The sequence below is a fragment of the Schaalia cardiffensis genome, assembly GCF_016405145.1.
GTDB lineage: Bacteria > Actinomycetota > Actinomycetes > Actinomycetales > Actinomycetaceae > Pauljensenia > Pauljensenia cardiffensis.
Map to the genome: position 1 here is coordinate 157,518 of NZ_JAEKIA010000002.1, position 18,347 is coordinate 175,864.

General features: G+C 63.1%; 13 protein-coding genes and 1 pseudogene. 10 read left to right on the top strand and 4 right to left on the bottom strand.

Annotated features, from left to right (window positions below):
* Window positions 1–43 precede the first annotated feature (43 nt).
* Genes JFX23_RS01925 through JFX23_RS01935 form a run of 3 tightly spaced genes read left to right on the top strand, consistent with a single transcriptional unit; the run spans window position 44 to window position 2,726 of the window.
* On the top strand, window positions 44–637 hold the full coding sequence (locus tag JFX23_RS01925) for an acyltransferase (RefSeq protein ID WP_198775480.1): 594 nt from the start codon (window positions 44–46) through the stop codon (window positions 635–637).
* Complete coding sequence (locus tag JFX23_RS01930; protein WP_198775481.1) at window positions 634–1,740, top strand: DegT/DnrJ/EryC1/StrS family aminotransferase; 1,107 nt, start codon at window positions 634–636, stop codon at window positions 1,738–1,740. The genes JFX23_RS01925 and JFX23_RS01930 overlap by 4 nt, the downstream gene beginning before the upstream one ends.
* Entirely contained in the window at window positions 1,737–2,726 is a 990-nt protein-coding gene (locus JFX23_RS01935) for a Gfo/Idh/MocA family protein (protein ID WP_005962047.1), read from the top strand. Before JFX23_RS01930 ends, JFX23_RS01935 begins: the two co-directional genes overlap by 4 nt.
* On the opposite strand, the gene JFX23_RS01940 is transcribed toward JFX23_RS01935, so the two are convergent.
* Complete coding sequence (locus JFX23_RS01940; RefSeq protein ID WP_198775482.1) at window positions 2,716–4,446, bottom strand: asparagine synthase-related protein; 1,731 nt, start codon at window positions 4,444–4,446, stop codon at window positions 2,716–2,718. The two genes, JFX23_RS01935 and JFX23_RS01940, sit on opposite strands and share 11 nt — an antisense overlap.
* A 317-nt stretch (window positions 4,447–4,763) precedes the next feature.
* Here JFX23_RS01940 and JFX23_RS01945 point away from each other — a divergent pair, with 317 nt between their 5' ends.
* The 3 genes from JFX23_RS01945 to JFX23_RS01955 are packed head-to-tail and all read left to right on the top strand — an operon-like array spanning window position 4,764 to window position 8,388.
* On the top strand, window positions 4,764–6,116 hold the full coding sequence (locus tag JFX23_RS01945; protein ID WP_198775483.1) for a lipopolysaccharide biosynthesis protein: 1,353 nt from the start codon (window positions 4,764–4,766) through the stop codon (window positions 6,114–6,116).
* A complete protein-coding gene (locus JFX23_RS01950) occupies window positions 6,113–7,291 on the top strand; it encodes a glycosyltransferase family 4 protein (protein ID WP_198775484.1) in 1,179 nt (392 codons plus the stop codon). Before JFX23_RS01945 ends, JFX23_RS01950 begins: the two co-directional genes overlap by 4 nt.
* A complete protein-coding gene (locus tag JFX23_RS01955) occupies window positions 7,288–8,388 on the top strand; it encodes a glycosyltransferase family protein (protein WP_332874659.1) in 1,101 nt (366 codons plus the stop codon). Before JFX23_RS01950 ends, JFX23_RS01955 begins: the two co-directional genes overlap by 4 nt.
* Window positions 8,389–8,713: 325 nt before the next feature.
* On the opposite strand, the gene JFX23_RS01960 is transcribed toward JFX23_RS01955, so the two are convergent.
* The 3 genes and pseudogenes from JFX23_RS01960 to JFX23_RS01970 all read right to left on the bottom strand — a co-directional run bounded on the left by JFX23_RS01960 (window position 8,714) and on the right by JFX23_RS01970 (window position 12,386).
* Window positions 8,714–9,907: a glycosyltransferase gene (locus JFX23_RS01960; RefSeq protein ID WP_198775485.1), complete on the bottom strand. Its 1,194-nt coding sequence runs from the start codon at window positions 9,905–9,907 to the stop codon at window positions 8,714–8,716.
* A 260-nt stretch (window positions 9,908–10,167) separates the two neighbouring features.
* Window positions 10,168–11,229, bottom strand: a pseudogene (gene wecB / locus JFX23_RS01965) (non-hydrolyzing UDP-N-acetylglucosamine 2-epimerase); the annotation flags it as partial.
* Window positions 11,220–12,386, bottom strand: coding sequence for a glycosyltransferase (locus JFX23_RS01970; RefSeq protein WP_198775487.1), 1,167 nt, complete (start codon window positions 12,384–12,386; stop codon window positions 11,220–11,222). The gene JFX23_RS01970 and the pseudogene wecB, both read right to left, overlap by 10 nt.
* A gap of 288 nt (window positions 12,387–12,674) precedes the next feature.
* On the opposite strand from JFX23_RS01970, the gene JFX23_RS01975 reads away from it, so the two are divergent.
* The 4 genes from JFX23_RS01975 (at window position 12,675) to JFX23_RS01990 (ending at window position 18,209) form a co-directional block, all read left to right on the top strand.
* Window positions 12,675–13,940: a glycosyltransferase family 4 protein gene (locus JFX23_RS01975; protein ID WP_198775488.1), complete on the top strand. Its 1,266-nt coding sequence runs from the start codon at window positions 12,675–12,677 to the stop codon at window positions 13,938–13,940.
* A gap of 32 nt (window positions 13,941–13,972) precedes the next feature.
* The gene (locus JFX23_RS01980) at window positions 13,973–15,265 is read left to right on the top strand and encodes a nucleotide sugar dehydrogenase (protein WP_198775489.1); all 1,293 of its coding nucleotides are present in this window, start codon (window positions 13,973–13,975) and stop codon (window positions 15,263–15,265) included.
* Between the two features lie 215 nt (window positions 15,266–15,480).
* On the top strand, window positions 15,481–17,289 hold the full coding sequence (locus tag JFX23_RS01985) for an NTP transferase domain-containing protein (RefSeq protein ID WP_416153014.1): 1,809 nt from the start codon (window positions 15,481–15,483) through the stop codon (window positions 17,287–17,289).
* The gene (locus JFX23_RS01990) at window positions 17,286–18,209 is read left to right on the top strand and encodes a DMT family transporter (protein ID WP_198775490.1); all 924 of its coding nucleotides are present in this window, start codon (window positions 17,286–17,288) and stop codon (window positions 18,207–18,209) included. Before JFX23_RS01985 ends, JFX23_RS01990 begins: the two co-directional genes overlap by 4 nt.
* The last annotated feature ends 138 nt before the right edge of the window (window positions 18,210–18,347 follow it).

Sequence of the window (18,347 nt, forward strand, 5' to 3'; positions counted from 1 at the left end):
GTGAAGGGCGACTACAGTATTCGACAAGACGAGGAGGGCAGCGATGATCGAAGCGAGCGCCGATATCGACGAGGGCGTGAGAGTACCGGACTCATCGAAGATCTGGCATCTCGCCCAGGTCCGATCCGGCGCCCGCATCGGCGAAGACTGCATCATCGGCCGGGGCGCATACATTGGAGCAGGAGTCGAAATGGGGGACGCCTGCAAGGTCCAGAACTATGCGCTCCTCTACGAGCCCGCCCGCCTCGGCAAGGGAGTGTTCATCGGCCCGGCCGCAGTGCTGACGAATGATCGCCACCCGCGCGCGATCAACGAGGACGGAAGCCCGAAAACTGCCGAGGACTGGGAACCGGTCGGCGTTTCAATCGGCGATGGCGCCTCGATCGGCGCCCGTTCGGTGTGCGTCGCCCCTGTGAGGATCGGTCGCTGGGCGCTCGTCGCAGCGGGCTCGGTCGTGACGAAAGACGTTCCAAACTACGCGCTCGTCGCGGGCGTGCCCGCCAAGAGGATCGGCTGGGTCGGGGAAGCGGGCCTCCCCCTCATCCCCACGGCAGACCCCTCGCTCTTCGAATGCCCGACAACGGGGACGCGCTACAGGCTCACAGCGCCCGACGCCTTGGAGAAGGACACCCGATGACCTTCGAGAGGATCCCCGCCGCCCAACCCCTCATCGGCGAGGAGGAGATCGAAGCGGTCGGCGCGGTCATGCGCTCCGGCATGCTCGCCCAAGGACCGCAGGTCGCCGCCTTCGAAGAGGAATTCGCCGCCGTCCTCGTCCCCGGGACTTCAGCCGTCGCCGTGAACTCGGGAACCTCCGCCTTGCACCTGGGGCTGCTCGCCGCCGGAATCGGCCCCGGCGATGAGGTCATTGTCCCTTCCTTCACCTTCGCCGCGACCGCGAACTCGGTCGCCCTGAGCGGCGCGACCCCCGTCTTCGCCGACATCGACGAAGACTCCTTCTGCCTCGACCCGGCCTGCGTCGAAGCGGCCATCACTCAGCGAACGACGGCGATCATGCCGGTCCACCTTTACGGACACCCGGCCGCGATGGAGGACATCGGACGGATCGCGAAGAGGCACGGCCTCATGGTCTTCGAGGACGCCGCCCAGGCTCATGGAGCCTCCCTCAATGGGAAGCACGTCGGCTCCTTCGGCACCTTCGGCGCATTCAGCCTCTACCCGACGAAGAACATGACCTCGGGGGAAGGCGGAATGGTGACGACCACGGATAGGGAACTGGCGCGACGGGTGAGGCTCTTGCGCAACCAGGGGATGGAACACCGCTACGCGAACGAACTCATCGGCTTCAACAACCGGATGACGGACATTCACGCGGCGATCGGCCGAGTCCAACTGAAGAAGATCGAGGCCTGGACCCAGGCTCGCCGAAAGAACGCCGCATTCTTCGACGAGAACCTTCACGGCGTCATCACCCCGCCGCTCGCCCGCGGCGCCCGCCACGTCTACCACCAGTACACGATCCGCATCCCCGACCTTGACCGCGAGCGCTTCATGCGCGCCCTGCGCGAGGAATGGGGCATCGACTCGGGAGTGTATTACCCGATCCCGAACCACCACCTGCCCTCCCTCGAAGGCTTCGCCCCCGGCCTCGATCTTCCCGTGACGCACAAGGCGGCGCGTGAAGTCGTGTCCTTGCCCGTGCACCCCGCCTTGTCGAAAGCCGATCTCGAACGGATTGTTCACGCCGTGAACACGCTCGCGAAAGCAGGGTCACAATGACGATCCGCCTGGGAATCCTCGGCCTGGGCTCGATGGGCCGTCATCACGTCCGCAACGCCCGCGCCACCGAGGGCGTCGAACTCGTTGCGCTCGCGGACTTGGCGGGCGATCGGTTCGGTGTCGCCCCTCCTCTTGAGGTCCTCCCCGGTGTTGAGGATCTGATCGCAGCCGGGATCGACGCGGCGATCGTGGCAGTGCCAACGGCTTTCCATGAGGAAGCGGCTCTCCTCCTCGCTGAAGCGGGAGTGCATACTCTCGTCGAAAAACCCCTGTCCGTGTCCGTCGAATCGGGGCGCAGGATCGCCGAGGCTTTTGAGAGAGCCGACCTTGTCGGCGCCGTCGGATATGTGGAGCGCTGCAATCCGGCTCTGGTGGAAATGCGCCGCAGGATCGCGCAGGGCCAGCTCGGCGAGGTCTATCAGATCGTCACACGCCGCCAATCCCCCTTCCCGGCGCGCATCAGTGATGTCGGCGTCGTCAAGGACTTGGCGACCCATGACGTGGACTTGGCCTCCTGGGTTGTGGGCGCCCCCTACGAGATGATGTTCGCACAGGTCGGCTACCGTTCGGGGCGAGTGCATGAGGACCTGCTCCTCGCCTCGGGGCGTTTTGCGAACGGAGTCCTCGTCAACCATCAGGTGAACTGGCTGACCCCCTACAAGGACCGCACGACGATCGTCATCGGCGAGCACGGCGCCCTCGTCGCCGATACGGCAATGGGGGACCTGAGCTTTTACGAGAACGGGTCTTCCCCACTTCAATGGGAGCAGATCGCGGCCTTTCGGGGCGTCTCCGAAGGGACCGTCACCCGCTACGCGCTCGACAAGCGCGAACCCCTCGCAGTCGAGCACGAGCATTTCAGGGATGCGATCCTCGGGCGGGGCGGTGAGCACGTGTCGATGGCCGAAGGCGTGCGAACCCTTGAAGTCCTCGAGGGCATCCTCGAATCCGCGAGGACGGGGCAAGTAATCCGCTTCAGCGAGTGAGACCGGGCGCCCCCGGTGGGGGCGGGAGGATCTGAGCGTCGTTTCCCCAGCGGTTGTCGAGGAAGAGCGTTGACCACAGGCCCGTCGATGAGGCGCCGCACAGGTGGCTCCTGAACTGCTGGCTCTTCGACAGCGGAGCGCTAAAGGCTTCGAAGGCCATCGGATGATCGAGCATGGTGCGGATCGAACGAGATCTCGACAAGAGGCGCTCAGTCCTCGTTGCGCGCATCGTGGCGAGGAGCGCGCCTTTGAGCCTTGGCGGAAGCGAGTGGTCGTTCGAGGACACGTGCAGGGGCGGGGTGGGCGCTTTCGCGTATCCTTGCACCGCTGCAGCGACGAATCGCGCATACCAGGCGCGGTCCTTCGTGAAGTTCAGCCCGCCTTTGAGCCAGGTCTGCCACATGTCGAGGTCGAGCATTGGCGCCGCCCAGCTCCGCTCGTAGAACTCGTAGGCGCGCATCGAGTGGTTGATGTACTTCGCCTGGCGTTCTCGAAGATTGAACCACTCGACCCAGCTCAGAGCAGAAGCGGGCGAGCCGTCGAATCGGACCTGCTGAGCGGCCCTCAAGATCTCGCGGGAGATGAGGGGTTCTTCGTTGATGCTCCGATCTCTTCCTTGGGCACCGGCGTGGCGTGAGGCGATGAGGCGCGCGAGTTCGCCCGCCGGTGGAGCAGAGAGCACGAAGTCCTCGTCGTGCCCATTGCCGACGATCGTGTGACCGGGAAGGAGGATCGCGTCCTCGTCGATCCAGCCGCTGCGGCACAGCTCGTGCAGAGCATAGGAGTCTTGAACGTGGGGGAGGGACACTCCGCACCAATTGGCTCGGCGGAAGGCCTCTGCCTCGGGGCCCGACCAGAAGGAGCTGATCTTCTCGGGCGTGTAGTCGACGCTGACCCAGGGCAGGGCAAAGGCCTGCGCGACGCCGTGAGAAATCCCGACTTCTGGTGCTGCGGGCTTGCCGTAGGTGAAGGTCCGGATATTGGAGGCTCCCAAGCGGGTAAGCCAGGCAAGGAGGAGCCGCGAGTCGAAGCCTCCCGAGAGCGGTACGGCGAGAGTCCTCGAGCCTGCTGCATCGAGCAGACGCGTGAAGCTTTGGTCGAGGGCTTTTTCGAAAAGGGCGTGGAACTCCGCCTCCTCATCAATGAGGACTGAGGGGCGCCGGTAGTCGGCGAAGGACGAGGTCGAGGTGCTTCCATCGGGATTTAAAAGGACGAGGGAGCCCGCCTCCACGGAGGAGACGCCCTCGAGCAGGGTTCGTCTACCGAGGGTATAGCCGAAGGAGGTGAAGATCTTGGCCTGGCGTTCGTCGCGCCGAAGTCCAGGCAGGTGGGCGAGCAGGGAGTTCACATCGTCGGTGATGATCCAGCGTTGACCGTCGAAGGCGTAGAGGAGGCCGAGGGAGCGCATTCGGTCTGTTGCGAGGAGAATCGATTCTCCCAGGGAAGAGATGAGGCTCCAGTGGCCGTATGCCTCGGCAAGGGCTTGGCTGAGGGCTTGCACGGAGGGGACGATCGGGGCCCTGGAGGGGGAGGCGCTCGAGTCCTTGTGCGCGGGGTTGGTGCTCGAAAGGGGAACGGCGCGGCGAGCAAGAGAAAGCGGAGAGTCCAGGGCGCGCAGCAGGGCTTTCGCATAAGCGGGAAGCGGGGCCCACACGCGCGTCGAATGATCGGAGGAGTCGAGCCAAGCGGATGAGGAGAGGAGGAGACGAGGGACGGCCACGTGTTCTCCTTTCTTCGCTCAGCCGCTGCCCGAGCGAGAACGTGGACTCTCCTTGGATTCTATCGCCGAGATCGACGCCGCAGCCCTATGCGAGTAAGAGGGGGATCGGGGCGAACTCGAAGCCTAGAAGAAGGTCATTCACAGACCCATGCGAGCAAGAGGACGATTCCCCAGAGTTTTGGCTCTTGCACATCTCTCGACGTAGATCCACGCATGCGAAAGGGGCGATGCGATCGATGCAGCTGCCGTACAGCCTGCATGCCGCAGACCCACGTGTGCGAAGGCTCAATGCTCGAAGGATCTGATTGAATAGGCCCATGTGGGACCCCCAAGCCGAAGACGCGCCCTGGACCGGGGTCGAGTTCGGGGCAGCGAAGGGAAAACCGCAAGCCACACGGCCCAGCTCGAAGATCTCCTCCCTCCTTTCACGAAGCCCCGTATTGCGCGCGATCCTCACACTCATGTCGGGAACCTTGAGCGCCCAAGTCATCGCCTTCGTGCTGCAAATCTTCATCGCACGCGTCTACTCGGATGTCGACAAGGGCCTCCTCGGCGTCTACGGGTCGATCACCGCCCTCGTCATCACGCTCGCCGCAGCCCGCTACGACCTCGCGGTCGTACTGCCCAAAGACGAGGCGAGCGCGAGGAGCCTGCATAGACTCGCCTCCCGATCGATCCTCCTCGCATCGATCATCACCTCCCTCGTCCTCATCGTGATCGCCCGGCCGCTCAAAGACGCCTACCACCACTCGGGAGAACTCGCCCTTTGGTTCTCGGCAGCGGGGATCACGGTGGCTCTCGTCGCTCAAGCCTCGAACCTGCGCTACTGGCTCACCCGAAAAGGCCGCTTCGGCGATATCGCAGTGAACAGCGTCATCAACTCCCTCGCCATCGCCGCCTCCCAGCTCTTCTTCGGCCTCGTCTTCCACGGAGGATTCAGCGCGCTCATCCTGGGAACGATGCTCGGACAACTCGTGTCCCTTCTCTTCCTCGTCTCCAAAACGAAAGACGCACGCCAAGGCACATCCGAAGACCCTCCGCTCCGCCAGGTCGCGAGGCGCTACCATCGCATGCCCCTGCTCAACGGGCCGAACGCCCTCGTCGATTCACTGCGCAACGCGGGAATCAACCTCGCGATCGGAGCGGTCGCGATCGCGGCCCTCGGCCAATTCCAACTCGCCTGGAACATCATGCAAGTGCCCGTGGGCTTGATCGCGGGGGCCGTCGGACAAGTGTTCCTCAAGAAGCTTGCCGATACTGCGCCGGGACGGATGCGCCCTCTCGTGGCCGACACCTACCGCAGGGCCGCTCTCGCCGCCCTCATCCCCTTCGCGCTCCTCTACATTCTGGCGCCATGGCTCTTCCCCTTCGTGTTCGGGGCGCAATGGGATCAGGCCGGAGACTTCGCGAGGGCCCTGACGCCCTGGCTCTTCATGACGGTCCTCACCTCCCCGGTCTCCAATCTCTTCGTCGTCACCGAGAAACAGCGCCGCATGCTCATCTTCGGGGTCCTCTACTGCGTAGCGCCCCTCGCATGGCTCAGCCTCTCACCCCTCGACCTGCTCGCCACGACCACGATCCTGGGACTGCTCATGGCCGCAATGCTTGCAGGACTCGTCATCATGAGCCTGATCACCGCCTCCCAATACGATACGGAGGCGCTTCAATGAGGATCCTCTTCGTCCCCTCCTGGTATCCGCGCCCCGGCGCGAAACACTCGGGCACCTTCTTCGAAGAGCAGGCCCTCATGCTCGCGCGCGCGGGACACGAAGTCGAGATCCTCGCCCTCGAAACCTCACCCCTGGGCAGGAACTGGCAGAGTGAAAACCCCCGAGTGAGCGTCGAGCACGGACTCCGGGTCGTCCGCCTGAGCCTGCCCTCCATGCCACGAGTGCTCCGCGCCCTCGAAAAGCAGATTCATCGAAGACTGATCGGGCGGGCTGCCGCTCTTTTCGAGGAAAGAGGGAAAGCGCAGATCCTTCACGCGCACACGGTCTTCCCCGGAGGTGTTGCGGGAGGGATCTTGGCCAGGCGCTGGGGGGTGCCCCTCGTCATCACCGAGCATCGCCCCTCAACCCTCGAATCCCGCGCCTTCAGATCACGCTCAGGAGCCATTGGGCAGGCCCTCGAGCAAGCCTCCCTGCTCACCACAGTCTCACAGGGATTCGCCCAAGCCCTCGCCGCCCACTATCCGGGCACGCGCTGGCTCCCCATCGAATTGCCCGTTCCTGATGCCTTCTTCAACGCCGAACGTCCCGTGGGCAAAGAAGCAGGTCCGCTGCGCTTCGCCCACGTCTCCCACATCGACGACAACAAGCGCGTCATCGAAACCTGCAGGGCATTCCTCGATGCTTTCAAGGATTCAGGCAAGGCCATCCTCAGGATCGCAGGAGGAAGCCCCGAAGCGATCGAGAGCGTGCGGGCGGCCCTCCCCAGTCCCTGTCCCTCGATCGAGTTCCTCGGACGTCTCGAACGCGCGGATATTGTGTCCCTGCTCGCCGATTCGGATGTTTTTGTGCTGGTGAGCGCCCTCGAAGCGGGCGGGACCGTGTTCTCCGAGGCGCAGGCCGCAGGAGCTCACCTGATCGCCTCCGCCACTTGGGCCGGATGCTTCGCCTTCGAAGAGGGCAACGGGGAGCTCGTCGGCGTCGACGATGCGCCCGCCCTCGTCGAGGCGATGAGGAGGATCTGCGATCCTTCGCAGTACGCGACTGCGGAGCAGATCCGTGAGCGCGCCCGCGAACGCTATTCCGAGCAGAGCTTCGTATCGCGCTGGAGCGAATTGTATGGCGCCCTAGTGGAGTCTCAGGGGCTCGAGGACTCGAAGGAGGAGAGCAGCTCGTGAATCCCACGATGATCTTCCACTCGCCGATGAGGGTGCGCTCAGGCGGATCATCAGGATCTGCGATCCGCCCCTTCATGATGCGCACAGCTTTCGCACAGCTCGGCTACGAGGTGATCGAGGTGAGCGGAACGTGGCGCGAACGCGCCCAAAGCGTGCCCCTCGCGAAGCAGGCGGTAGAAGAGGGGCGAGTCGAGTTCTGCTATTCGGAGCTTGCAACAAGCCCGATCGCTATGACGGAGAAGATCAGCGAGCGCGTCGACCCTGCCCTTGATTTCGATCTTTTCGCATTCTGTCGCGCTCGCGGGGTCCCCGTCGGTGCTTTTTACCGTGACGTGTACTGGCGATTCCCCAGCTTCCTCACTCTTCGGCAATTGCCGTATCGCCTGCTCATGAGACACCACTACAAGCGCGACCTGCGAAGACTCGAAGACAGCCTTGACCTCATGTTCCTGCCCTCCCTTCGGATGGGTGAGCATATTCCGCGGATTTCGCCTGAGAAGTTCCGTGAACTCCCACCCGGCGCCCCCCTTGCGGCGAAGGGGAGAGGCACGGGCGTTGAATTGTTCTACGTCGGGGCTCTCGGCGACTTCTACGATCTGCGTGAATGCGTCGCCGCAGTCGCGAAGACACCGGGCGCGTCAATGACCCTGTGCGTGCCTGAAAAGCAGTGGGCCCTTCTCGCTGAGGCCTACCGCCCTTACCTGTCTCATCATGTGCGCGTCGTTCACGGCCGGGGGGCCGAGCTTGAGGCCTACTTTGAGCGGGCCACCATCGGCGTTCTCGCGATGAAACCGATCGAATACCGCTCCTTCGCCGCGCCTGTGAAGTTCTTTGAGTACATCGGGCGCGCCCTGCCCGTCCTCGCCTCGGCGGGCACCCATGTCGCGGATCTCGTCGCCCGTGAGGGGATCGGCTGGACTCCTGAGTATTCGCGCGACTCCATTGCGAAGATTCTTCGAGAGCTTGTCGCCACCCCCTCACTCGTCGAGGAGGCGGCTTCGCGTGTGGAGGCCCTGCGCGGGGAGCACACTTGGCAGGCTCGGGCTCGTCAGGCGGCGGCGATGCTTGCCGAGGTCGATCAGCGAGGCCGAGGCTAAGCGCTCTTCTACGGGCGTTTGGGCCGTGCTCTACGGGGGAGACCCAACGAGCTGTGGTCTACTGAGCCTTGGCCTGCTTGATCTAGTGGGGGAAGAGTTTGAGGCCTGGTCTGCTGAGGCCAGGGTTGGTTGCTCTAGTGGGGGAGGAGTTTGAGCCGGGGTCTGCTGAGCTCGCGCCCTGGTGTGTCTCCCTGGCCGAGTCCCCCTGCTCCTGGGAGCCTGAGCCCTCGTGTTTCTCTTAACCTGAGCCCTCGTGACTCTCCCGGGGGGCATCTTGTCCGCTTTCCCTGGTCGCGTCGTTCTGATCCTCCAAGCCCGAGTTGTCTTACTTTGAGCCGATGAGTTCGGCATAATGCGCGCCGAGCTCAGCGGTAGCGCGTTTCAGGCTGCGCTCTGTTTCAACCCAGGAGCGGGCTTCTCTCCCCCTGGCGGCCCGCTCTGATTCACTCATCGACAGCAGGGAGTTGATCGAGGACACGAGGGAGTCGACCTCGTATTCGCGGACCTTGAGATCAGCGCAGGCGGGGGAGACCATTTCTAGAGCGCCGCCTGTTTCGTTGACGATGACGGGGGTGGCGCAGGCCTGAGCCTCCAAGGAAACGAGGCCGGCCGCTTCGGCCCTCCCATTCCTCGTCCGAGTTGGCAAGACGAGGGCTGCGGCTCGGCGCATCCGTTCACGCACTCCGCGACGGTCCAGGGGTCCGAGCACCGTGATCGACGGATCGTGGGCCGAAGCCCGGCGAAGCTCCTCACGCAAGGGCCCATCGCCCACGAGGACGAGACGGTGGGGGCGTGACACGTGCGCGTGGGCGCAGAGAAGATCGGGAAGCCCTTTCAACTCTGAGAAGGCTCCGACGAAAAGGAACTCCGGGGTCTGCCCATCCTCGAGGTCCTCTCGCCCGAGCTGGGGGTCTTCGTGCTGTCCGGCGTGTTCTGCGGAGGTGGGCACGCAGGTCGTATCTGTGTGCGGCCTCCACCACTGGGTGTCAACACCCTGATAGTGAACATGGAGTCTGTCTGCGGGAAAACCCGAACGGAGGGCGACATCAGCGAGGTGGCGTGAAACGGCGAGGAGACGATCGGAGTGCCGCGCGGCCTCCTGATTCATGGCAGTCCACGCTCTTCCTGCGCGTTCTGCAAGGCCGGAAGGGGCAGATAGCAGGGAAGACGCGTAGGCGTCCGCGCCATGCAAGGTCGTCACCATTGGGACTGTGAGACGCTTCGAGGCCCGGTGGGCTGGGATTGACCAGGTCGCCTGTTGCTGGTGGATGAGCTGCGGCTCTTGGGCGAGGAGGAGGCGCTCCATCCGAGGCACAGCCCACCACTTCAGGGCCTCCTTCATTCGGAAGGGGAGGCGACCCGGAACGGCTTCGATGATCGGGAAGGGGAGTGGGGGATCTGAGAGTTTCGCCGCTAAGCACAGGAGCGACCAGTCGATCTGCGGCATCGCGAGGGCGTGCTGAACCGCGAAATAGCTCGGCGGGATCTGCAAGGTCCCCTTCACAAGCTGCACCTTCATGAGCTCAGGCCTTGCTTCCCGGTGCCGCGAGCCTCCCCGCGAGTTTTCCCGTTGCCCCTGCTGGCCGCGCCTTGCCCACTGGGGGCATTGCGGCCGCCAGGCGTGTTCACCGTGTGATTCTCGTCCTGCGTAGAATCTGCGCTCCGTTCACAATTGGCACCCCGTCCAGAATCTGCGCCCTGCCCAGAATCTGCGCTCCGCCCAGAGTCCGCATCCTGCCCGCACACACCTCCAGGGGCGCTGTGAAGTCCCCTTCCAAAATGGCGGATCAGGCTCGAAGCGACGGCCCTCGCCGCATTCCCATCACCGTAGGGCGCGGCCTTTGTGTCAGCGGGTCGGGGACGCTGAGCCGCAGCGATGAGCTCCGCGCCCGGCTCGACGAGCACATTCCACCCGAGCTCCACAGTCTCAACCCACTCGGTTTCCGAGCGGACGGTCGTCGCAGGGACGCGCAGCAAAAACGCCTCCTTTTGCAATCCACCCGAGTCCGTGATGATCCCCCGGGCTCGCATCGCACTCGCCACGAGCTGCGGGTAAGGCAGTGGATCATGTGAGATAAGAGAACCTCGATCAATCCTGAAACCAAAGCTTTCACATTTCGCGCGCAAACGCGGATGAGCGAGAAGAACGACCGGATGATCAATGGCCCCTAAGGAATCGAGGAGTCGCTCGAGGCGCTCGGGATCATCCGTGTTATCCGCTCGATGAATCGTCGCAAGAGAATACTCGCCCGCCTTCAAACTCAAAGACTCCATCAGCTCGAAGACCGGTCTTGAGGACACCTCATCGCGCACGCGCATCAGCACATCCGTCATGACATCGCCGACGACCTCAGTTCGATCCTCCAAGCCCTCGCGCTCGAGGTTCTTGGCCGCAAGACTCGTCGGCGCAAGAAGAAGGTCCGCCGCATGATCCGTGAGGACGCGGTTGATCTCCTCGGGCATCCGACGATTGAAAGAACGCAGTCCCGCTTCCAGATGCGCAAGAGGAATATGGAGCTTCACCGCGCACAACGCCGCCGCGAGAGTTGAATTCGTATCCCCATAAACGAGGACGCAGTCCGCTTCCAATCCGCCCAGGACATCATCGAGGGCGGTGAGCATTCGGCCGGTCTGGACGCCGTGCGATCCGGAGCCGACTCCAAGATGCACATCAGGCGGGGAGATCCCCAAATCGGAGAAGAACACATCGGAGAGCAAAGGATCGTAGTGCTGGCCGGTGTGGATGATCCTGTGATCGATTCGAGCCTCCCCAAAGGCGCGGTCGATCGGCGCGAGCTTGACGAACTGGGGTCTGGCCCCAACGACGGACACTATGCGCATGGCCAGCCCCGTGTGCCCAGTTTTTTCTCCGATTTCGCTTCAAGCGCCCGGTCGTAGGCGGCTTCGAGCCCCTTCACCTGATCCTCCCACGCCGGAATCGAAGGAGGAGACGCCTTGAAGGCCTCCACATCCTTGTGGCTGATCCTCGCGATGGCGTCGGCGAGCTCGGCCTCGACGTCCTCGAGCACCCAGGTCGAAGCCCTCTCCCCTAAGAGTCTTCGAGCCTCCACAAGATCAGAACACAGGGGAGGGACCTGGGCGGCAAGAGACTCCATGAGCTTGTTCGGACTCGACAGAGCCATCGACAAGCACAGGTCCTCAATGAGGCACAGGCTCACATCGGCTCCGCGCACATAGGACACGACCTCCTCGGGGGCGACGGGCGCCATCCAGTGAATGTTCGAGTGGGCTTGAGCGGCGGCCTCGACCTCGGCGCGGAGCACCCCATCTCCGAGGAACACGATCTCAGCGTTCTTGGTCTTCGCGAAGACTTCAAGGAGAAGCGGAATGGAACGCCCGGGCGCCAGGTAGCCGACGTGGATGTAGAGGAGGTGGTCCTCGGGGACGTGCAAACGCTCCCTCAGATCAACGGTGCCGCCCGCGTCGAGGGGAGAATTCGTCACCGCGATCGGCGAGATTCCGGGGTAGGTCTGCCGATACCAGGCTCCGATCGGCTCATTCACGACCGACACGAGGTCGGCCTTATAAATCCAGTGCTTTTCGATCAGCCTTTGGATCTTCTGGCGCAGGCCCTTCGAAGCGATCGTCTCGGTTTCGAGCTCGTGTGCGTTGTAGGCGAAGACTGCGCCGGTTCTGCGGGCGAGGGCGTGCACCATGGGCAGGAGGAAGAGGTTCTGAGCGGCGACGGCCTTCACATTTTTGCGTCGGTAATACCAGTAGACGCGCATCTGCCAGAAGAGGAGAAGACGGATTGCACCGAAGCGCTCGCGGATTGAGGCCCCCCGGATTCGCCTGAGTTCAATCCCGGGGGCGAGGCTTTCGCGGGCGGGCAGCTGCGTCGAGTCAACTCCGAGGATCTCGGTGCGTTCAAATCGCTCCCGAGTGTGCAGGCTGCGCGCGATCTTCGTGATCCGGCCGGGCTGGGCGAGAGGGGAGGGGTAGATGAGGAGGTTCAGTGCAGGTCCCTTCGCACTCATCCTCTTCTCCTTCACTCAGGCATCGGCGCTGCCGGGAGTTCGGTTCTCCTTCACGTGGGCATTGGGGCTGTCACGAGTCCGGCCCTCAGCGGCGAGTGACAGCCGTCATCCTTCGGCCAGCTCTGATGCTATCAATCCCAGGGCCTTCGGGCCTGGGGCAAGCCCGGGCCTGCGACGCTTGCAGGGACATATCAATCCCGGGGCGGCGGGCCTGGGAGACTAGGCTGGTCATCGGCCGTGGAGTTGAGCCCTTCTCAACCCCGGCACGATCAGGGAGGAGGAGAAGTCATGCCCGCTCGACGCGAGAGTCGAGAGCATGAGAGCCGAGCTCGCCTCCGCCCTGGCGATGAAACACCAGGGCATGTCCTCTTCGCGACCCGGATCCACATGCCCGAGGCGGCCGCCGCTTCCTTTCGTATCCAGGCTGTTGAACGCGCCCTCGTAGCGCGGCGAGTCCCGGTTGAAGTCCTGAGCTCCACGCCTCCGAAGGGTACGAAAGCAAAGGAAGAAGAGGGGGTTCGGGTCTTTCGTTGGCCGGTGCTTCGAGACAAAAGCGGATACCTTCGCGGATACCTGCCTTATCTCTCCTTCGACATTCCCCTCTTCTTCCGGCTCCTGTTCCACAGGCGCCCGAGGGTCGTCCTCGTCGAGCCTCCGCCCACGACCGGGCTCGTCGCCAGGGCCGCCCTGTCTTTCAGGTCGATCCCCTACATCTGGTACGCACCCGACATCTGGTCGGATGCGGCAGAAGCGACCGGCGCCCCCCGCATTGTGAAGAAGGCAGTGCGCTGGATGGAGTCTTTCGCCGTGTCCGGGGCGCGCTGCGTCATCGCGATTAACGAGGGGGTCGCCAAGCGTGCCAGGCAGCTCGGCGCCAAGGACGTGCGTCTCGTCCCCAATGGCATCGACACCGCCACCTTCACTGAGAAGGGCCCCACCCCCACTGCGGATGATCGCGCCGAGGCCGGAGTGGGGGATACGTATTTCCTTTACGCCGGGACGGCTTCGGAATGGCAAGGCGCAGAAGTTTTCCTCGAAGCCCTGCGCAGCGTGCGGCGCACCCACCCTCAAGCGCAGATCGTCTTCCTCGGTCAGGGCTCGGCCTGGCCGATGCTCAAAGAAATGGCGAGCAGGATCCACAAGGGCCCCGATGGGCGCACGCCAGTCGTCTTCATCCCCACCCTTCCTCCAGCCCAGGCCGCATCCTGGCACAGGGGGGCTCTCGCATCCCTCGTGTCCATCAAAACGGGGATCGGCTATGACTTCGCCTACCCGACGAAAGTCCTCGCCGCACTGTCGTGCGGATGCCCGGTCCTTTACGCGGGCGCCGGACCTGCGCGAGAAGACATTACGGCGAATGATTGCGGAAGCGCCCTCGCATACGATCCGAAGGAAATCGCAGAGGCGATGCTCCTCACCCTCGAGGATACGAGGAGCAGCAGGTGGAGCGAAGAGGAGAAAACCCGATTGCACCGCTGGGTCGAGGAGAAACGATCCATTCACATCACAGGGCAGAGGGCCGCCGCAATCCTGCTCGAATCCTTCGCAGACTAGACTTCCCGCGTAGCCAACCTGAGGAGTTCGCCTTGCGCATCGCCGTCGTCGCACTTGGAAAGATCGGTCTTCCTCTCGCCGTCCAGTTCGCGAGCAAAGGGCACGAGGTCATCGGCGTCGATGTGTCGAAGCGTAGAGTCGAGCTGGTGAACGAGGCGAAGGAGCCCTTCCCCGGTGAGGCCCGCCTCCAAGAACTCCTCAGCGAAGCAGTCACCTCAGGAAGGCTTCGCGCCACAACCGACTACGGAGAGGCGATCCCCGACGCGGAGGCTGTGATCCTCGTGGTGCCGCTCGTCGTCGACGAGGATTCCAAACCGGACTTCAGGTGGATGGATGCGGCGACGAGCTCGCTCGCCGAGCACCTCAGTGCGAACACGATCGTTTCCTATGAGACGACCCTGCCCGTGGGCACGACCCGTGAACGCTGGAAGCCGATGATCGAGGAGATCTCGGGTTTGAAGGAGGGAAGGGATTTCCACCTCGTGTTCTCACCGGAGAGAGTCCTCAGCGGTCGTGTTTTCGCCGACTTGCGTCGCTACCCGAAGCTCGTCGGAGGGCTGAACGAATCCGGGACCGCGGCGGGCATCGCCTTGTACGAACAGCTCCTCGACTTCGATGAGCGCGCCGACCTTCCCCGAGGAAACGGCGTGTGGGACATGGGCAGCGCCGAAGCGGCGGAACTGGCGAAGCTCGCTGAAACGACCTACCGCGATGTCAATATCGCTTTGGCGAACCAGTTCGCGATCTTCGCAGATCGGGCGGGCATCGACATCTATACGGTGATCGAAGCCTGCAACTCGCAGCCCTACAGTCATCTGCACCGTCCAGGGATCGCCGTTGGCGGACACTGCATTCCCGTCTACCCGCGCTTGTACCTCTCGAGTGATCCTGACGCGGATGTCGTGTCCACGGCGCGCGCCGCGAATGCCGCGATGCCCGAGTACGTCGTCTCCAGGCTCGCAGGACTTCTCGGAGATCTGCGGGGCCTGAGAATCGCTGTTCTGGGGGCCGCTTATCGTGGGGGAGTGAAGGAGACGGCCTTCTCCGGGGTTTTCGCGACGGTGGATGCCCTTCGACACAGGGGTGCCCTCGTCCTCGTCAATGATCCGCTGTACACGGATGAGGAGCTCGAGGGCTTCGGCTGGGTGCCCTATCACTTCGGCGACGAGGTCGATGCTGCGATCATTCAGGCCGATCACGAGGAGTATGCGGCGCTCGTGCCCGCAGATCTGCCCGGAGTGAAGATCCTTTTCGATGGGCGTGCGATCAGCGATCCCGTGGCATGGAAGGGCGTCCCGCGTCTCCTCGTCGGCAAGGGGTGTTGAAGCGTCGCAAGCGGAGGATCTGCTCACGGGGAAGGGGCCCGCTGGGCGCGGTGCTTCTATGAGGGTCCGCCTAGCGTCCGTCATATGCGAGCTGAGCGGTTCTCCTGGCCTTGAGGGGCTCGAGGTGAGGGATGACACGCAAACAATGTGTTCATATTATTTCTGAGCAGTGTATGTTTGAACGCGCAAGATCGTGATTCAAACATGAACGGCAGATGATGAGCGCTTCCCTCACTCAGACCCAATTCGACGTGCTGCGCGCCCTAATGAACGCAGATGCGCCCCTGACACAGCGTGAACTCAAAGACATCACCGGTTCCTCCCTCGGTCGGGTCAATACGGCCGTCCGCGAATGCGAGGCCCTCGGCTACATCGCCGATCGCACCATCACCCAGGCCGGGCTCGACGCCCTCGCCCCCTACAAGGTCGACAACGCCGTCATTCTCGCCGCAGGCATGTCCTCCCGTTTCGCCCCCATCTCCTATGAACGTCCCAAAGGCACGCTCAGAGTACGCGGCGAAATCCTCATCGAACGTCAGATCCGCCAGCTCCAGGAAGTCGGCATCACCGACATCACCGTCGTCGTCGGCTACAAGAAGGAATACTTCTTCAATCTCGTTGAAAAGTTCGGCGTCACAATCGTCGTGAATCCCGAATACATGACCCGCAACAACAACGGTTCACTCTGGCTCGTCCTCGACCGGCTCGCGAACACCTACATCTGCTCCTCAGACGACTACTTCACCACCAACCCCTTCGAATCCCACGTCTACAAGGCCTACTACTCGGCCGAATACGTCGAAGGACCGACCAATGAATGGTGCATCACCACCGGGGGCGGCGGGAGAATCACAGGAGCGAAGGTCGGCGGAGCCGACGCCTGGACCATGCTTGGACACGTCTACTTCGACCGAACCTTCTCCTCCCGCTTCCGCGAGATCCTCCGGGCCGTCTACCAGCTGCCTGAGACGAGCGGGAAACTCTGGGAGTCGATCTACCTCGACCACGTCAAAGAACTCGACATGGTGATCCGCAAGTACCCGGCAGGAGTGATCTACGAGTTCGACTCCGTCGACGAACTGCGCTCCTTCGACCCGAAATTCATGGAGAACGTCGACTCCGAAGTCTTCGACACCATCTCGAAGGTCCTGAACTGCCCGAAGGATGACATCACCGACTTCTACCCCCTCAAGCAGGGAATCACCAACCTGTCGTGCCACTTCCGCGTCGGTGAAGAGGAATACGTGTACCGCCATCCGGGGGTCGGCACGAGCAAGATCGTTGATCGCCTCGCCGAAACCGAAGCCCTCGAACTCGCACGCGAGATTGGCGTTGATAAGACCTTCCTCGCTTCCGACCCCAAGGAGGGCTGGAAGATCTCCCGTTTCATCCCACAGTGCCGCAACCTTGACGTCACCAAGGACGAAGAACTCGAAACCGCGATGCGGATGAACCGAGAACTGCACGAATCGGGTCGCGTCCTCGCCCGCAGCTTCGACTTCGTAGAAGAGGGGCTGCGCTACGAGTCTCTCCTCAAAGAATTCGGACCGATCGAAGTGCCCGGCTACGAAGACCTGCGCAACAAAGTCCTGCGCCTCAAAGCCTTCGCAGACGCTGACGGCTTCGAGCTGGGCCCTTCCCACAACGATTTCTTCCCCCTGAATTTCCTCGTCAGCGCCGAGGGGCGAATCGACCTCATCGACTGGGAATACGCGGGAATGTCAGACATCGCCGCCGACTTCGGGACGATGGTCGTCTGCACCGATGAAATGGACGAAGAACGCGCCGACACGGCACTCAAGTTCTACTTCGGCCGCACCCCCACCGAACTTGAGAAACGCCACTTCTGGTCCTACGTCGTCTTCGCCGGCTGGTGCTGGTACGTCTGGGCCCTCCTCAAGGAGGCCGAGGGCGACAACATCGGGGAAGTCCTCTATGTCTACTACCGTCACGCAGCCGACTACGTGTCTAACCTGCTCGCCCAATACGAGGGCGCGGCCAAGAAAGAAGGAGTGAACGCATGAGATGGGGAGTCTTCTCTGGAGCCCTCTGGGGCCTCGACACGGTTGTTCTCGGACTGGCGCTCTCCCTGCTGCCCTTCCTCGACGCCCCCGAAGCGTCACTCGCCTCCGCGCTCTTGCATGACGCGATCTGCGCGATCATCCTCTTCGCCTACATGGCCCTAAGAGGACGGCTGAAGAACACCCTCGCGGCGATCAAGACCCGCTCCGGTAAAGCGATCGCCTTGGGAGCCCTGCTCGGTGGCCCCTTCGGCATGACCGGCTACCTCATCGCGATCAACAACATCGGCCCGGGTTTCACAGCGATCATCTCAACCTTCTACCCGGCGGTCGGTACCTTCCTCGCCTACATCTTCCTCAAGGAGCGGATGCGCCCGCGCCAGATCCTCGCCCTTCTCGTCGCCCTCGGGGCGATCGTCCTCATTGGATACTCCTCAACCGGGGTGACGAGCGAAGGCAATCCGATCATCGGGATCGTCGCGGCCCTCGCCTGCGTCTTCGGCTGGGGTTCCGAAGCGGTCATCCTCGCCTGGGGCATGAAGGATGACGAGGTCGATGAGGACTCGGCCCTGCAGATCAGGGAAACCACCTCCGCCCTCGTCTACCTCGCCGTCGTCGGCCCGATCGCAGGAGTCATCGGCTTCACCTTCACAGCCGCACCGACCCCGGCGACGGGGATCATCGCCCTCGCCGCGCTCGCGGGCACCTGCTCCTACCTCTTCTACTACAAGGCGATCAACACGATCGGCGCTTCGCGGGGCATGGCGCTCAACATCTCCTACTCCGCCTGGGCGGTCATCTTCGCTTTCCTCATCATGGGCACGGCGCCGACTCTGCTTCAGGTGATCTGCTGCCTCGTCATCCTCGTCGGCACGGTCCTCGCGGCCACGCCCAACTGGAAGGAGCTGCGCAGCGGCTGGTGAGAGACGAAAGCCTCGCTCAAGAGCTCTTGGTGCGCCGTGGTTCTGCTCTGCAGTTTTACGATGACGGCTCTGACATCTCGAAGGCATCCTCCTCGTTTCCATCACCACCAGCGCTAGTCCTTGGAACCTGGCCCCAGC

Bases quoted from the DNA above. Each gene is read 5' to 3' on its own strand.
- JFX23_RS01925 (WP_198775480.1), top strand. From the start codon at position 44: ATGATCGAAGCGAGCGCCGATATCGACGAGGGCGTGAGAGTACCGGAC.
- JFX23_RS01930 (WP_198775481.1), top strand. From the start codon at position 634: ATGACCTTCGAGAGGATCCCCGCCGCCCAACCCCTCATCGGCGAGGAG.
- JFX23_RS01935 (WP_005962047.1), top strand. From the start codon at position 1,737: ATGACGATCCGCCTGGGAATCCTCGGCCTGGGCTCGATGGGCCGTCAT.
- JFX23_RS01945 (WP_198775483.1), top strand. From the start codon at position 4,764: ATGTGGGACCCCCAAGCCGAAGACGCGCCCTGGACCGGGGTCGAGTTC.
- JFX23_RS01950 (WP_198775484.1), top strand. From the start codon at position 6,113: ATGAGGATCCTCTTCGTCCCCTCCTGGTATCCGCGCCCCGGCGCGAAA.
- JFX23_RS01960 (WP_198775485.1), bottom strand. From the start codon at position 9,907: ATGAAGGTGCAGCTTGTGAAGGGGACCTTGCAGATCCCGCCGAGCTAT.
- JFX23_RS01970 (WP_198775487.1), bottom strand. From the start codon at position 12,386: ATGAGTGCGAAGGGACCTGCACTGAACCTCCTCATCTACCCCTCCCCT.
- JFX23_RS01975 (WP_198775488.1), top strand. From the start codon at position 12,675: ATGCCCGCTCGACGCGAGAGTCGAGAGCATGAGAGCCGAGCTCGCCTC.
- JFX23_RS01985 (WP_416153014.1), top strand. From the start codon at position 15,481: ATGATGAGCGCTTCCCTCACTCAGACCCAATTCGACGTGCTGCGCGCC.
- JFX23_RS01990 (WP_198775490.1), top strand. From the start codon at position 17,286: ATGAGATGGGGAGTCTTCTCTGGAGCCCTCTGGGGCCTCGACACGGTT.